This is a genomic window from Kribbella sp. NBC_01484 (assembly GCF_036227145.1).
Lineage (GTDB): Bacteria > Actinomycetota > Actinomycetes > Propionibacteriales > Kribbellaceae > Kribbella.
Map to the genome: position 1 here is coordinate 5,980,363 of NZ_CP109437.1, position 15,337 is coordinate 5,995,699.

Here is a 15,337-nt window from a genome sequence, read left to right on the forward strand (position 1 = left end):
ATCCGAGTGCCGTAGTGTCGGAGGAGGCACGTAGTGTCCCGCCTGACTGGGGCAGGTGAGCAGCGAGGGGCCGAGGTGATCGACGAACAGGGCGACACAGTGCCTCTCCCGGCGGCGCCTCCGGCCGGTGACCGTCCGGAGCGAAGTGATGACCGGCCGTCGGCTGTGGACGGCCCAGCCCTGCGTGGTCGCGGGATCCCGCCGTCGTTCGCCCCGATCGCGAAGAAGGTCGCTCTCGGCCTGGCCGTCTGCCTGGTCGCCGGAGCCGGGTACGCCGGACTCCGCCAGATCGCCGACGCGCCGGCCGACCCGAACGCGTCCGGCACGCACCCGCCGCAGACCTCCGCCACTTCCGACGAAGCCGCCGAAGGGGTACGGCGGGCCGTCGCGGGCGAGGCCGTGCTGCAGAAGATGACCGACGCGGTCGAGAACGACAACCGCACCGAGTTCCTGGACAGCATCGACCCGAAGGCCGCCGAGTTCCGGGCCAGCGCGCGGACGATCTTCGCCAACCTGAGCACGCTTCCGATCGGCACATTCCAGTTACGGTACGTGAGCGACGACACCGGGGCGCTCACTCCGGACCGCCGGAGCGAGCTCGGCGGCAGTCAGGCCTGGCTGGCTCAGGTCGAGGTGTCCTGGCAGCTCGCCGGGTTCGACGCCAAGCCGGCCCGGGAGACCCTCCCGGTCACGTTCGTCACGCGTGACGGAGCGACGTACGCCGCCTCGTTCTCGGAGCGGTTCGTGGCCGGTCAGCGCCGGCCGATCTGGGCGCTCGGCCCGATCGATGTGGCCAAGGGCGCCCACAGCCTGGTGATCAGTCTCGGCTCGGAGGCGGACGCGAAGAGTTACGTGTCCGTCGCGGACAAGGCGGTCGAGTCCGTCACCAAGGTGTGGGGCAAGGGCTGGCGGCAGAAGGTGATCGTCTACCTGCCGGCCAAGCAGGCGCAGATGGAATCCGTCCTCGGCGCCCAGCCCAACACCTATACCCAGATCGCCGCCGTCACGATGGCCGAGCTGGACACGCCCGAGGCCGGTGCCCCGGTGCGGATCGTGGCGAATCCGAAGCTGTTCGAGGAGCTCGGCAAACAGGGCCGCCGGATCGTGCTGACCCACGAGACCACCCACGTCGCCTCGACCGCGACGGCCTCGCCGGTGCCGTTGTGGCTGGCCGAGGGGTTCGCCGACTACGTCGCGTTCACCGCCGTACCCGTGCAGGACGAGTCGGCGGCGAAGGAACTGTTCAAGGCGATCCGGGCCGGCAAGGTGCCGGCCACCCTCCCGGCACCGGAGGCGTTCGCGGCGTCGGCGACCGAGCTGCCCCAGGCGTACGAGTCGGCCTGGCTCGCGTGCCGGCTCATCTCCGAGCGGGAGGGGCAGAGCAAGTTGGTGAAGTTCTACCGGGCGGTGCACGCGTCGAAGACCACGAGCGGTCTGGCGGACGCGTTCAAGTCGGTGCTGGGGATGACCGAGGCGGAGTTCGTCGCCGAGTGGCAGCAGTACCTCAAGAGGCTCGCCGGTGTCTGAGCCAGTCGCACGGTGGGCACCACGTGCGGCCGCGGGCGTCCTCGCAGTGGCGCTGATCCTGACGATCGTCGTCACCACGCCCTGGCACCTGATCGACCTGCCCAGACCGGACGCGAGCCTCGACTTCACCGCTGCGGAGATCGCCCGCCAGAACGCGTTCCGCCACGAGTTGTTGCCGTGGTCAACAACCTCGTGGGTGCTCACGATCCTGGTCCCGCTCGCGATCGGCTTCAGCCCGCTCGGCCCTCGCCTGTACGACGCCATCCGCATCCGGCGCTGGTACGTCGCCGTACCGCTGCTCGTTCTCGGACTGGGACTGCTCACCAGCCTGATCACGGTTCCGACTGATGTGATGGCCGAGCGGATCACCCGCAAGTACGGCCTGTCGGTGCAGGACTGGGGGTTGTGGACGCGTGACCGCGCCGTCAACTGGCTGCTGATGTCGCTCGGACTCGCGGTGATCGCGCTCGTCCTGATCGGCCTGGCCAAACGCTGGCGCAGCGCGTGGTGGTTGCCTGCGGCAATCGCTGCCGCGGTGCTGGTGCTCGGAGTGTCGTTCGCCTATCCGGTGCTGGTCGAGCCGCGGTTCAACCACTTCACGTCGATGCCGGCCGGCGCCTTGCGTGACCAGTTCATGCAGCTGGCGGCGCAGGACGGCGTACCGGTCAAGGACGTGCTGGTCGCGGACGCGTCGAAGCGCACGACCGCCGTGAACGCCTATGTTTCCGGCTTCGGTTCGACCCGCCGGCTGGTCCTCTACGACACGCTGCTGAAGAACACGCCGCCCGCGCAGGTTCGGCTCGTGGTCGCGCACGAGCTCGGTCACGCCGCGGAGAACGACGTACTGCACGGCACGATCATCGGCGTGCTCGGCGCGGCGTTCGCGGTGACGTTGCTGGGATTGTTGCTCAGGGCCCGGATGGCCGACCCGCGCCGGACCGCACTGCTGCTCGCGCTGATAGTCGCTGGTACGACGCTCGCCTCCCCGGTGCAGAACCTGGTCAGCCGCCGGATCGAGGCCCGCGCCGACTACCACTCGCTGCACCTGACGAACGACCCGACGGACTTCGTCGCAATGCAGCACGACCTGGCCGTGACGAACATCTCCGGGCTGGACCCGAGCCGCTGGCGATACTGGCTGTTCGCCACCCACCCGACCGCGCCGGAGCGGATCGCGATGGGCCGGGCCTGGGCGTCCGAGTACGGCACGCCTGTCCCGCCGCTGGTGCCGCGATGACGGTGCTCGTCGTCACCAACGACTTCCCGCCGCGCCAGGGCGGGATCGAGACGTTCGTCCGATCCTTGTGCGACGAGCTTCCCGAGCCTGTCGTCTACACGTCGCACGAGCCCGGCGATACGGCGTACGACGAGAGCCTTCCGTTCCCGGTGGTTCGGGACCGGACGACGATGTTGTTGCCGACGGCCCGGATCACGAAGCGCGCCGTCCGGCTGCTGCGCGAGTACGACGCGGACCGGGTGCTGTTCGGTGCGGCCGCGCCGCTCGGGCTGATGGGCCCGGCGCTGCGGCGGGCCGGGGCGAAGCGGATCGTCGCGTTGACGCACGGGCACGAGACCTGGTGGGCCGGCGTACCAGGTGCGCGGTGGGCGTTGCGGAGGATCGGTGACGCGGCGGACACGATGACGACGGTGTCGTCGTGGTGCGAGGCGCAGATCGCGCCGGCGCTGTCGCCGGCCGCCGTAGGACGGATGCGGCGGCTGACGCCCGGGGTCGACACGGATCGCTTCTTCCCGGGTTGCGGGGGAGAGCAGGTCCGTAAGGGGCTCGGCCTCGATGGTGTGCCGGTGGTCGCGTGTGTGTCGCGGCTGATTCCGCGGAAGGGGCAGGACACGCTGATCCGCGCGTGGCCGCGGGTCCTGGCCGCCGTACCGTCGGCGATCCTGCTCCTGGTCGGCGGCGGTCCTGATCGCGAACGGCTCGAGGAGCTGGCGGCGTCGGTGGGAGTGCGGGCGTCGGTGGTGTTCACCGGGCCGGTGCCGTGGGCCGACATTCCGCCGTACGTCGATGCTGCGGATGTGTTCGCAATGCCGTGCCGGACCCGGCGGTTCGGCCTCGAGCCGGAGGCGCTCGGGATCGTCACGCTGGAGGCGTCCGCGACCGGGAAGCCGGTCGTGGTCGGCGACTCCGGCGGTGCCCCCGACACCGTCCGCCACGGCGAGACCGGCTACCTCGTCGACCCCTACAACCCCGCGCCCACCGGCGTACGCATCGCCGAGCTCCTCACCGACCCCGCCCGGGCCCAAGCCATGGGCGCCGCCGGCCGCGAGTGGGTCCAACACGCCTGGACCTGGCCCCACACCGGCACAGAACTCAGGAAACTCCTGGACATCTAGGTCCGCGAATCGTGTACCCTGGCCGACATGCAGCAGATGGGCCGACTTATCGCAGCCGTACGAGCTTCGTGCTCTCCGGCTGCCGCTGCCTGACATCTTCCAACTCCACCGGCGACCGGAAACGGTTCGCCGGTTTTGTTGTTTCTGAGGCCCGGTGGTCTGGTTTCCGGTCATGTGAAAGACAAGGACCAGAACCATGACCATCAGCAGGACTTTCATCGACTTCTTCCTCGACCGCGGTCACATCCCGACGACGGGTTCCACGCTCATCCCGCGGCTCGGTGATCCGGTGCTCTTCACGACCTCGGGGATGCATCCACTGACGCCGTACCTGGAAGGGGAACCCCATCCCCTGGGGCGCAGACTCGTGGGCATCCAGCGATGCTTGCGCACGACCGATCTCGACGAGGTGGGGGATCCGACCCACCTGACCGTGTTCGAGATGCTGGGCTCGTGGTCGCTCGGGGACTACGGGAGCAGCCAGACGCTGCGCTGGGGCTACGAGCTGCTGACCGGCGGCTTCGGCATCGACCACGGGAAGCTGTACGTGACCGTGTTCGGCGGCGACGAACAGGTGCCGCTGGACGAGGAGTCAGTCACGACCTGGCAGGAGCTGGGTGTACCGATCGAGCGGACCACCGAGGACAACTGGTGGTCGAACGGCCCGACCGGTCCGTGCGGCCCCGACTCGGAGATGTTCGTCTGGACCGGTGACGGCGAGCCGGAGGGTACGCCGAGCACCGACAAGCGCTGGGTCGAGGTGTGGAACCACGTGATGATGCGCTACCGCCGGCTCGACGACGGCTCGCTCGAACCGCTGCAGCAGCAGAACATCGACACCGGTCTCGGCCTCGAGCGGCTCACCATGCTGCTGGAGGGCAAGGACTCGGTGTACGAGACCTCGCTGTTCGAGCCGTGGCTGCGGATCGTCCCGAAGCTGTGGCAGCTGGACGAGGAGTCGCAGCGGATCGTCATCGACCACCTGCGCTCGAGCATCGTGATCGTCGGCGACGGCGTGCACCCGTCGAACACCGGCCGTGGCTACGTGCTGCGCCGGCTGATCCGCCGGGTGCTGACGATCCTGTGGCGCGGCGACGAGTCCCGGTCGCTGTCCGACCTGCCGCTGGAGCTGTTCGAGCACACGCTGAACCACTTCCACCAGGGCGAGACGGTCACGCTGGTCCGCCGGATCCTGATCGACGAGGAGATCCGGTTCAGCGACCTGCTCGATCGGGGCCGCAAGGTGCTCAGCCACGAGCGGTTCCACAAGTCCCTCGACGACACCGACTACGAGTACCTGCACGAGACCCACGGGTTGCCCCGGGAGCTCGTCGACTCGCTGCGATAACGCCATTTCAGGGCTCTTCCGCTCGATGTGTGGGTGATTTGAGATGTGGGGTGATTTGAGGGGTTATCCGGATATCCCCTGAAGCGGTGCCTTCTCCCCTGGTATGCGAGGGGAGAACGCTCAGTTGGAGGGGTTATCCGGCTGTTCTGCTGGATGTGTGGGCGAGGTGAGCCAGGCTGGCCGGTGTGCAGCTCGACAGGTGGTGTCGGTCCAGGGTGCCGTTCGGGCGAGGCATTCACGCCTGAGATCGGCTGGTCCGGCCGGGGCTGGGGCCGACACCTCCTAATGACCTTGCACATCCCAGCCTCCAGCTGCGCCCCATCAGCCTGCGACCGCACCCAACCGACCGCACCGCGAGGCACGGCGGAACGGGAACCGGGCGGGGCACGGCGGAGCGGGAGCCGGGGTGGGGCACGGCGGAGCGGGAGCCGGGCGGGTTCGTGGGGTTGACGGTGGGATTGGTGCGGATCTGCGGGACTGGGGACACCATTTGGGGTCGTCGGACAGGTTGTGCCGTGTCCGCGGTCCCTGGTACCTGTCCGAGGTCGCGACGATCCCGCTGTCGGCCCGGGGGTCTCACGCAGGACGTGGTGGGCGGGGACCTGGTATTGCAGATCCCCGCCCACCACAAGCTGTCTCAGGTCAACGGATCCGGCCTCCGACGAGGACGTGACACGTCGGCCACCACCCACACATTGAGCAGGAGACCCAGTTATCCCCTGCCGCTGTGCCTTCTCCGCTCGTACACCAGGGGAGAAGGCGCAACTCGAGTTGATAACCCCTCAAATGGAGGAGGGGCGGGTGGTCAGATGCGGGCCGGGTCGAGGTCGGCGGTGCGGGGGTCCGGGGTGTCGGGATCAGGATCGGAGTCCGGGATCTCCGGAGGCACGACCTTCCCGACCGACGACTGGGCCACGAACGCCCCGACCAGGACGATCGCGCCGCCGATGATCTGGTTGGTGCTCAACGTCTCGCCGAGCAGGATCAGCGCGAAGATGCTCGCCGCGACGACCTCGACGTACGCGACTGCTCCGCCGATGGCGGCCGACAGCCGCTGGATCGCGGCGGCACCGGCCAGGTAGGCGACGACCGTGCTGACGACGATCAGCCAGCCGGCCAGCACCCAGCCGGGAGCGTGCCGGTGGCCGATCGCGATGGTGTCGACCAGCGTGTGCCACGGGATCCCCCAGGGCGCGGAGATCAGGGTCAGCAGCACGGCACCGACCACACTCCCGGCCGCGGTCATCACCAGCGGATCCGCGGCACCCGTCAGCTTGTCGATCAGGATGAAGTACGTCGCCTGGCACGCGGCCGCACCGAGTCCGGCGAGCAGGCCGACCGCGTCGAGCTGCAGCCCGGACCAGATCTCGACCACCGTGGCGAGACCGATCAGCGCGATGCCGACACCGAGTGCGGCGGACCGCGGTACGGCGACCTTCTGGCCGAACTTCAGCCACGCGACCACCAGCACCGGTCCGGAGAACTCCAGCATCAGCGCGACGCCTACCGGCAACCGGCTGGCCGCGATGAAGAACAGGGTCTGACACCCGGCGATCCCGGTCAGCCCGTACAGCACGAGGGGCTTCCAGGACGATCGAGCCGCGCGGAGTCCCGCCGCACCACGGAAGGTCAGCACGAGCGGGACAAGCAGCGCGGCGGCGCCGAGGATGCGTAACCAGGCCGCCTGCTCAGGCGTGAAACCGGCCCCGATGAGGGCCTTGGCGAACGGCCCCGACCCACCGAATGTGATCGCGGAGAACACCGCGAACCCCAACCCCACCGACTTCGTGCTGTACATGGGCATAACAGTCTCATGCCCATTACATCCCTGTCGAGACAGATCTCAGAGGACGTTGATCGCGCGGGCCGCGATCACCGCGAGGGTGAGGAGCGCGATCGACGACTGGATCCCCATCAGTGTCTTCGTCCGCGCGCTCAGTGGCATCGTGTCGGTCGGGCTGAACGCGGTCGCGGCCGTGAACGAGACGAACAGGTAGTCGGTGAACCCGGGCAGCCAGTGTTCCCACCCGGGAAGGTCGACCGTCATCTGCGGGAACAGCAGGTCCGCCCGCTCCATCTGGCGCTCGTGTTCGGGCGCCCGCGCGAACGGGCCACCGCGGTCGATCTCCCAGTACCAGACCGCGAAGGCGACGAAGTTCGTCACCCAGATCACCACAGCGCCCTTCACCAGCACTTTGCCGTTGGTCGCCTCGCCGGAGTTGAGGAAGGCGATCAGGCCGGCCAGGTACAGCGCGTTGACGAGGACCAGGATCGCGACCAGCACGAGTTCCACCCAGCGCAGCCAGGGCTCGTCCCGGCGAAGGTGGAACGGGTTCGTCCACACCAGCGGCAGCAGGAGCAGCGCACCGATGATGGGCATGAGCCATTGCGGCAGCAGATTGATCTGCGTCGGCACGAGCAGTTGCAGGATCAGCACCGCTAACACCGCCAGCGACGCCGGCCACCGCCGCGTATGACGACTGCTCGGTCCGGCAGCGGGTTTCGGCTCCTTATTCACCCCAGCATTCTGACCCCGAAACCTGGTTAACCGACGGAGGCGTCGATGACGGCTTGTCCGACCTCCGTACGGCGATAGTGCACCTGATGTCCCGTACGACGCCGAGTGGCGAGACCCGCGTCGTACAGGGCGGAGAGGTGTTCGGCGACCGTGGCCAAGGCCAACCCGTACTGAGTGGAGAGCGCACTGGTGGTTGCCGGTGGGTCGAGTGCGACCAAGAGGGTTGCGCGGGTGCGGCCGAGGAGGCGGGCCAGCGGATCCGGGGGAGCGGGTGCATCGGACCAGAGGCGGGCTGCGCCGCGGGCTGGGTAGACCAGAGTGGGTTGGTAGCTCGGGTCGACGACGATGACGAGGTAGGGCCATGCGAAGACGCCGGGGGCGAGGAGCAGGCCCTGCCCGGTGAGATCACGGTCTTCCGAGCGGTACCGGGTGGCGATCAGGCGGTCGTCCTCCCAGGTGAGTGTCGGGTGCAGGTCGTCGAAGAGCGCGGCCAAGCCGCCGTCGGTGAGCTGCTGACCGCGGTACGCGATGTCGTCCTCGAGGACGCGGCTGATGAGCGGCCAGTCGGGCTGGATCAAGGTGATCCACGCGCTCTCGATCTCGTCCGCGAGTCGTTCCCGGGTGCCGGCCAGGTCCTGCAGCATCCGGTTGATCGCCGGTGCGGCGGGGTTGCTGAGCTCGTCGCGTGAGCGGATCAGCTCGGTCCGCACCCGCTCGAGCGGCGTACTGCGGACCCGGGCGATCTCGGTCGTGAACTTGGCCCGCGAAGCCTTCGGCGGTGGAGTCAGGAAGTCCGGCGTGAACCCGACGCGGGGCTGCAACGCCTTCAGGCCGCGAAGATCGAGCCCGGCCGCGGCTTCGCGCTTCGTCTCCACCCAGCCCGCGTACAGCGGCTGATGCTTCGAGCCGTTCAGCACGCGCACCGCCGACATCGTCTCCCACAACGGCGAAGCCCCGAACCGGCAGCGCAACGCGTCGCCCTGGGTGAAGCGCAGTACCGTCATCGCAACGAACTTTCGGCCACAACCAAAACTCTACGCCCGCGCCGTCCCGGTCGGGCACGCTCGCGACGTGAGCGCGACTGTTGTGACACCCAACCCCGGCTATCGAGGCGTCCTGCGCGTTCCCGGCATGCCCGCCATCTTCCTCGCCCACACGGTGTCGATGCTCGGGACGGTGGCCGCCCAGGTCGCGTTGTCGATTCTGGTGTTCGAGCGGACCGGGTCGCCGTTGCTTTCGGCCCTGGTGCTGGTGTGTTCGTTCTTGCCGTACGCGCTGGGTGGAATCCTGCTCTCGTCGATCGCGGACCGGTTCCCGGCACGGCGGGTGCTGGTCGGCTGTGACCTGCTCAGCGGGTTGTGGATCGGCGTCATGCTGATCCCCGGACTTCCGGTGGCGGCGCTGCTCGGGCTGCTGCTGGCGACCGGGATCATCGCGCCGGTCTTCGCCGGCGCGCGGGCCGCGAGTCTCGCGCAGCTGCTGCCCGGTGACCTGTTCCCGATCGGGAGGTCGTTGCTTCGGGCAATCAGTCAGGTGACGGTGCTGACCGGGTTCGCGCTGGGGGCGGTCGCGGTGGCGGCGATCGGGCCCACCCGGTTGCTTGCGCTCGACGTGGTGTCCTTCGTCGCGTCCGCCGTACTGATCGGCGTGGGTACGCCGTACACCCCGGCCGGTGAGCGGCGGCGCAATACGGTCCGTGACTCCTGGGACGGGCTGCGCTACCTGTTCACCACCAAACGGCTTCGCCGTCTGATCCTGCTGACCTGGGTGGCGCCGGCGTTCTCCTCGGTCCCCGACGGTCTGGCGGTCGCCTACACAGCCCAGGCCGGTACGGTCGCGGCGGCCGCCGGTGCGCTCTTCACCGGCTACGCGACCGGCACAGTACTCGGCGAGTTCGTCGCCGCGCGGTTTCCCCCTTCCACGCGGCGACGGCTCGTCGTTCCACTCCTGCTGATGACGCAGCTCCCGGCGATCGCCTTCTTCTTCACCCCGTCCATCCCGGTCGCGGCCGTCCTGCTCGCGGTCTCCGGCGCCGGTTACGCGTTCAACCAGGGCGTCGATCCGTTGATCCTGCAGGCGGTCGACCCGTCGTACCGCGGCCGGCTCTTCACCGTCCAGACCAGTGGCCTGATGGCGATCCAAGGCGTCAGCATCGCCCTGGCCGGCGTCGTCGGCACCTTCCTCGCCCCGAACCTCACCATCGCCGCGGCCGGCATCCTCGGTACGGCGACCACACTCCTGATCGCCCGTCAGGCACTCGAGCGGACTACCAGGGGAGCGGTGACCAGCCGGCCGGGCTGATCGACGTCGCCGCTGATCTCCTGGAGCGCGCGGTCGAACAGGCACGATGCGATGTCCCGCAACGGGATCCGCGCTGTTGTCAGTGGCGTGTCGAGCATGCTCGCGAAGGGGAAGTCGTTGAACCCGGTGACCGCGACATCCTCGCCGACCGTGATCCCGCGTCGCTGCAACGCCCGCATCGCGACCACGGCGTACGCGTCGTTGTCCGCCACGAAGACATCCGGCTGATCGGCTTCCTCGACGTACGACGCGACTGCCTCGAGCGACCGGAACGATCGCACGAGCGCCGACGGGAATTCCTGCAGGAACCCGGCCTGGCGCTGATGCACCCACGGCAACGCACTGTCGGTCGCCAGGTAGACCGCGCGCGAGCGTCCGGTCGACCGCAGGTGCTGCGCGATCCCCGCCATCGAGGTCTCGTTGTCCACGTCGACCCAGCACTGCCGATGCTGCGGCCCGGTCCGCCCGAACGCAACGAACGGGAACCGCCGCTGGCTGAGGAACTCGATCCGCTCGTCCCGCGGCATCGTCTCCAGGACGACGATCGCGTCGACCTGCCGGGCGGCGATCAGCTTCTCGTACAGCGCGATCTCCGTCGCACCCTCGGTCGGCGTCGTGACGTGCACGCCGTACCCGGACACCGCCGCGGCCTTCACCAGGCCACCGAGCAGACCGTGCAGGAACCCACCCAGGCCCGGGTTCTGCTCGCTGAACGCGTCGTCCTCGAGGTAGAGCGGCAATCCGATCACCTGGCTGCGGCCGGACGACAACGCCCGGGCCGCGTGGTTCGGGGTGTACCCGAGCTCCTCGATCGCCGCGCGCACGGTCCGGACCGTCGGCTCGGCCACCCGGTGCGGCGCGTTCAGTACGTTCGACACCGTCATCGCCGACACCCCGGCCCGCCGGGCCACATCCGCGACGGTCGTCCGCCGCGGCTTCTGTTGCGTCAATCCAGCCCCCTCTGTCAGACCCGTTGGATCCGGGCCACCCCGGCGATCGGTACGTCGATCGCCCACACCTCCGGCGGTGTCGTCCGCCCGCGATGCACCTCCGTGCCCGAGCAGTCCGACACTACGAGGTCGACCGGCCCAGGTCCGGCATCTTCCACGATGATCCGGCTCGAAGCGCCACTGTTCACCAGCACGATCGACCGATCGGTGTCCGCCACCCGCACCACAGGGTTGGTGAAAACGGCCACCACAGTCTCCGCACCGACAGCCCGGACCTGCGTGTACCGAGCATCCGGCCGCGAAGGCACCAGTACGCCGTCCAGCAACACATCGGCGTGATCACGCAGGAAGCCGAGCCAGTACCGCACCACGCGCTCGTGCTCGGGCGACATCGCATCGAGCTCCATCGACACCTGCGGCGTACTGAACATCGCACCGATGAACTGCTGCGCGACGTTCTCCGCGGACGCCGACGGGTGCCACATCAGCATGTCCGAGTGCACCGCGCGATCCCCGGCCAGCAAGCGGCTGTCGATCGTGCGCACCCGGTTCTCCACCGGGTCCATCGCGCAGTCCCCGGCGCGCAGGAACGTGCCGAACTGCCACAGCCGCGGGTTCACATAGTCCTGCCGGAACTCGATCAGCACATCCGGCCGCAACTTCCGCAGCTCGGTGGTGATCGCCTGCAGCAGCAACTCGACACCCTCGTCGACGGAGGTGCAATCGGCATCCGGCGCCGGCGGCGGGGAAGACCACGCCCACGAGTCGATGAAGTCGATCTTGAGCCCGTCGGCACCCCAGTCCCGCACCGGCCGGATGCAGCTCTCCAGGAGGTGCTCGCGCACCTCGGGGTAGCGCGGATCCAGCACCGCTGTGACCTCACCGTCCGCGAAGCCGAGAATGCGATCCTTCAACCGATCCCAGGCCTTCGAGTGCACGCCGATCAGCGGCGGCGCGATCCACAGCACGTAACGCAATCCGAGCTCGTGCACCCGGCGGACGTGCGAGGCCATGTCGGGGAACGTCCGGCTGGTCGGCTCCCAATCACCGCAGTACGCGTACCCGCGGGCGGTGTCGTCGGTCTGCCAGCCGTCGTCGACGATCACCGCAGCACAGCCGTACGACGCTCCCGCGCGGGCGTGCCGTTCGACGGACTCGGCCGAGACGTGCTGGTGGTCGCTGTACCAGGTGGAGTACATCGCCTCCCGTGCCACCGACGGCACGGGCGCGATCCGGTCGCCGAGCTCGGTAGTCCACTCCGTGGTCACGCCCCGGAGCGCCTCGGCGAAGTGCAGCTCACGAAGGTCGATCCGCAGGGTGAAGCGCCGGGCTTCGACGTCGTCCACGGTGAGCTCGATCAGCTGCTCGGCGGTCTCCTCGTTCACGCCGACGGCGAAGTCGCAGCCGCGGACACTTGCCGACAAGGAGATTGTCGACAAGCTGCGGTCCTGCGCGTCGACGAGGGCCGCGACCGGCGCGGACCGGACCGACCGGACATCGCGGTGCGAACCCCAGTCGATCGGCAGCTCGCGACGCGAGCCCTGCGTGGCGCGCCACAGTGTCACCGCGGTCTCGGCCGGCCAGGTCCACCGCAGCGTCACCGGGCCGTCGGCGGCCACGTCGTACCGCAGCACACCCGGCTCGACGGCCGGCCGCTCGGTCACCGTGGCGGTGCCGTCGATCGTGCCGGTGCGGTGTGTGCGGCCGTCGGGCGACCAGATCTCGAAAGTCGTCACGCTGGGACTATAGCGGTAAAACCAGATCGCCAGAAGGTATTGACCGAATTGGTCCAGGTCTCTAGTTTTAGCGCTAATATCGGATTCATCGAGGAGTGCCCGTGCTGGCTGTGAGCTCCGACAACCCGCTCGTCGAGGACGCCTTCGCCTGGGCCCGCAAGCGGGCGCTGGACTGGGTCCAGACGGACGCCGGGCCCGGCAACCTGCCGTCGTACTGGGCCGGGTATCCGTCCCGGCCGATGTTCTACTCGCGCGACGTCTGCCACCAGGCCACCGGTGCGCATCTGCTCGGGCTGGACGCGGAGAACTTCGCGATGTTCCGGTACTTCGCGCGTTCGGCGACGCCGGCCCGGAAGTGGTTCCCGATCTGGGCGTTCCACTTCGACGGGCGGATCGCCGCGCTCGACTACCACCACAACGAGCACTTCGTCCGGGAGATCCCCGCGGTGTTCGACCTCAGCTTCCGGGCGCTGGAACAGTACGACTGGACCGGCGACCGCCGATGGCTCGACGACCCCGACCTGGCGGCGTACTACCGGCACAGCGTCGGCGAGTTCATCGAGGCCCATGACGCCGACGGCGACGGCGTCCCCGAGGCAGGTGGGACCGGCGACATCTTCCTCGGCACCGCCACCTACAACGAGCGGGAGGCGCCGCTCATCGTCGCGGGCGACGGCATGGCACTCCAGTACGCCGTACTCCGCAAGCTCGGCCGGGACGCCGAGGCCGAGCGGATCCAGGCGACGTACCTGAACGACTGGTGGAACGGCGACCAGTTCGCTCGGGGGCGGACCAAGGACGGGTTCGACTACGGGTGGGGCCTGGAGTCGCACGACCTGGTCCCGCTGTTCGGGCTCAGCGGCACCGGGGAACGCAACGAGCGGCTCCTCGACTACATCGAAGCCCGGATGGAGTCTCACCCGCCGTTGAACATCGAGTCGTTCAGCTACCTCCCGGCCGTGTTCTTCAAGCACGGTCGCGACGAATCCGCCTGGCGCTGGACGAAGCATCTCATCGACAGCCGGGACGACTACCCGGAGATCTCCTTCACCGTCGTCGAGCACCTCGTCGCCGGACTGCTCGGGCTGCGGCCGGACGCGGCGTCGGCGACGTTGACCATCGAATCCCATCTGCCGGCCGCCATCGGCCGGCTGACCGCCGACCACGTCCGGGTCGGCGGCTGGGATCTCCGGATCAGCCAGGAAGGCCGGCACGCGACCGAAGTCACCGTGCACAGCGGACCGGGGCCGCTGACGGTGACGGTCGGCCCAGGAAGCACCAACCGCATCCTCGAACCCGGTCGGACCGCCCGGGTCAGCACCCAGCCGAAGGACCCCTCATGAAGCAACCCAACCGCCTCATCCCTGTGGTCGCCGCCGTCCTGCTGGCGGCAGGCTGCGCCACCGGCAACCAGCCCGCCGGCAACAACGCCGGCAACACCTCCGGGGACTCCGCCACCATCAGCTTCTCCTTCTGGGGAACGAATTCCGAGGCCGCGTCGCTCAAGGCGATCGCCGCGGCCTTCGAGAAGGCCAACCCCGGCACGAAGGTGACCACGAACTGGATCCAGGCCGACTACGAGCAGAAGCTGCAGACATCGATCGCGGCCGGCACCCAGTCGACCGTGATGGAGATCAGCAACACCAGCCTGGCCGGGTTCGCGCCGAGCTTCGCCGAGCAGACCGTTGACCCCGGCAAGTACGTGCAGCCGAACATCTCGTCCGCGCTGCAGTTCCAGGGCAAGTACTACGCGATGCCGTTCGCCGCGAAGCCCAAGGTGATGGCGGTCAACACCGACGCGTTCAGGGCCGCCGGCGTACCGTTGCCTAGCGCAACGACCCCGCTGACGCTGGACGAGTTCAAGACGATCGCCGCGAAGCTGTCGCACGGCGACGGCAGGGCCCGCGTCTACGGCTCCAGCAATCTTTGGTACCGCGGCTGGCTGACGGCCGCCGGTGGTGGCTACTACAACGCCGACGGGACCGAGTGCACGTTCGGCGACGAGACCGGCGTGCAGACCGCGCAGTACGTCGTCGACCTGCAGAAGGACCGCTCGGCGCCGACCTCGGTGGACATCCAGGGCCAGGACCAGGCGCAGTGGTTCGCGGCCGGACGGCTGGCCACCTTCAGTGACTTCGGTCCCTGGACGGTCGCCGACTTCGCCAAGATCAGCAAGCCGAACTGGACCCTGGTGCCCGTGCCCGGCAAGGGATTCCCGATGGAGGTGGACGGGCTCGGGATCGCGAAGAACGCGTCCGGCAAGCAACTCGAGACAGCGAAGAAGTTCGTCGAGTTCGCCAGCACGCAGCAGGTCGCTCAGGACCAGCTGATCCAGGGCAACACGGCGCTCGGCGTACCGATCATCGCGGCGTCGACGCCGACGCTCGAGAAGGTGCTGCCGGCCGATCGCAACCTGGCCGCGTTCACCACCGCGCTGAAGAGCGGCATCGTCGGCCCGTCGGTCGCCAAGGAAGCGCAGATCTCCGGTGACGCGGAGAAGGGCATGACGAGCTACACCCCGCTCGGTACCGGCAAGGACGACGTCGCCAAGATCCTGCCGCAACTGGCCGCCAAGTGCACCCAGTCGCTCAAGCAGTGAGGTAGC

The 15,337-nt window shown here is 68.7% G+C and carries 12 protein-coding genes; 7 read left to right on the forward strand and 5 right to left on the reverse strand.

What is annotated here, in order from left to right; all coding sequences use genetic code 11:
- The first annotated feature begins 75 nt into the window (after positions 1-75).
- From OG555_RS29190 to OG555_RS29205, 4 genes are all read left to right on the forward strand, one after another.
- Positions 76-1,527: a hypothetical protein gene (locus OG555_RS29190; RefSeq protein WP_329475750.1), complete on the forward strand. Its 1,452-nt coding sequence runs from the start codon at positions 76-78 to the stop codon at positions 1,525-1,527.
- Positions 1,520-2,764, forward strand: a complete 1,245-nt coding sequence (locus OG555_RS29195; RefSeq protein WP_329475751.1) for a M48 family metallopeptidase — start codon at positions 1,520-1,522, stop codon at positions 2,762-2,764. Before OG555_RS29190 ends, OG555_RS29195 begins: the two co-directional genes overlap by 8 nt.
- Positions 2,761-3,879, forward strand: a complete 1,119-nt coding sequence (locus OG555_RS29200; RefSeq protein WP_329475752.1) for a glycosyltransferase family 4 protein — start codon at positions 2,761-2,763, stop codon at positions 3,877-3,879. The genes OG555_RS29195 and OG555_RS29200 overlap by 4 nt, the downstream gene beginning before the upstream one ends.
- 196 nt (positions 3,880-4,075) lie before the next feature.
- Positions 4,076-5,227: an alanine--tRNA ligase-related protein gene (locus OG555_RS29205; RefSeq protein WP_329475753.1), complete on the forward strand. Its 1,152-nt coding sequence runs from the start codon at positions 4,076-4,078 to the stop codon at positions 5,225-5,227.
- Between the two features lie 805 nt (positions 5,228-6,032).
- Here the strand turns inward: OG555_RS29205 and OG555_RS29210 are convergent.
- The 3 genes from OG555_RS29210 to OG555_RS29220 form a co-directional block, all read right to left on the reverse strand.
- Entirely contained in the window at positions 6,033-7,025 is a 993-nt protein-coding gene (locus OG555_RS29210) for an EamA family transporter (RefSeq protein ID WP_329475754.1), read from the reverse strand.
- Positions 7,026-7,070: 45 nt separating this feature from the next.
- Positions 7,071-7,664, reverse strand: coding sequence for a hypothetical protein (locus OG555_RS29215; RefSeq protein WP_329475755.1), 594 nt, complete (start codon positions 7,662-7,664; stop codon positions 7,071-7,073).
- Positions 7,665-7,771: 107 nt separating this feature from the next.
- Complete coding sequence (locus OG555_RS29220) at positions 7,772-8,749, reverse strand: DUF5937 family protein (RefSeq protein WP_329475756.1); 978 nt, start codon at positions 8,747-8,749, stop codon at positions 7,772-7,774.
- A gap of 67 nt (positions 8,750-8,816) precedes the next feature.
- Between OG555_RS29220 and OG555_RS29225 the strand changes: the two genes are divergently transcribed.
- A complete protein-coding gene (locus tag OG555_RS29225) occupies positions 8,817-10,046 on the forward strand; it encodes an MFS transporter (protein WP_329475757.1) in 1,230 nt (409 codons plus the stop codon).
- On the opposite strand, the gene OG555_RS29230 is transcribed toward OG555_RS29225, so the two are convergent.
- Positions 9,995-10,996 (reverse strand): LacI family DNA-binding transcriptional regulator, encoded by a 1,002-nt coding sequence (locus tag OG555_RS29230; protein WP_329475758.1) that lies wholly within the window; start codon positions 10,994-10,996, stop codon positions 9,995-9,997. The genes OG555_RS29225 and OG555_RS29230 overlap by 52 nt on opposite strands.
- A gap of 14 nt (positions 10,997-11,010) precedes the next feature.
- Positions 11,011-12,732: a glycoside hydrolase family 36 protein gene (locus OG555_RS29235; protein WP_329475759.1), complete on the reverse strand. Its 1,722-nt coding sequence runs from the start codon at positions 12,730-12,732 to the stop codon at positions 11,011-11,013.
- Between the two features lie 101 nt (positions 12,733-12,833).
- Between OG555_RS29235 and OG555_RS29240 the strand changes: the two genes are divergently transcribed.
- Both OG555_RS29240 and OG555_RS29245 read left to right on the forward strand, forming a co-directional pair.
- Positions 12,834-14,075, forward strand: coding sequence for a hypothetical protein (locus OG555_RS29240; RefSeq protein ID WP_329475760.1), 1,242 nt, complete (start codon positions 12,834-12,836; stop codon positions 14,073-14,075).
- Positions 14,072-15,331, forward strand: coding sequence for an extracellular solute-binding protein (locus tag OG555_RS29245; RefSeq protein ID WP_329475762.1), 1,260 nt, complete (start codon positions 14,072-14,074; stop codon positions 15,329-15,331). The genes OG555_RS29240 and OG555_RS29245 overlap by 4 nt, the downstream gene beginning before the upstream one ends.
- Positions 15,332-15,337 lie beyond the last annotated feature (6 nt).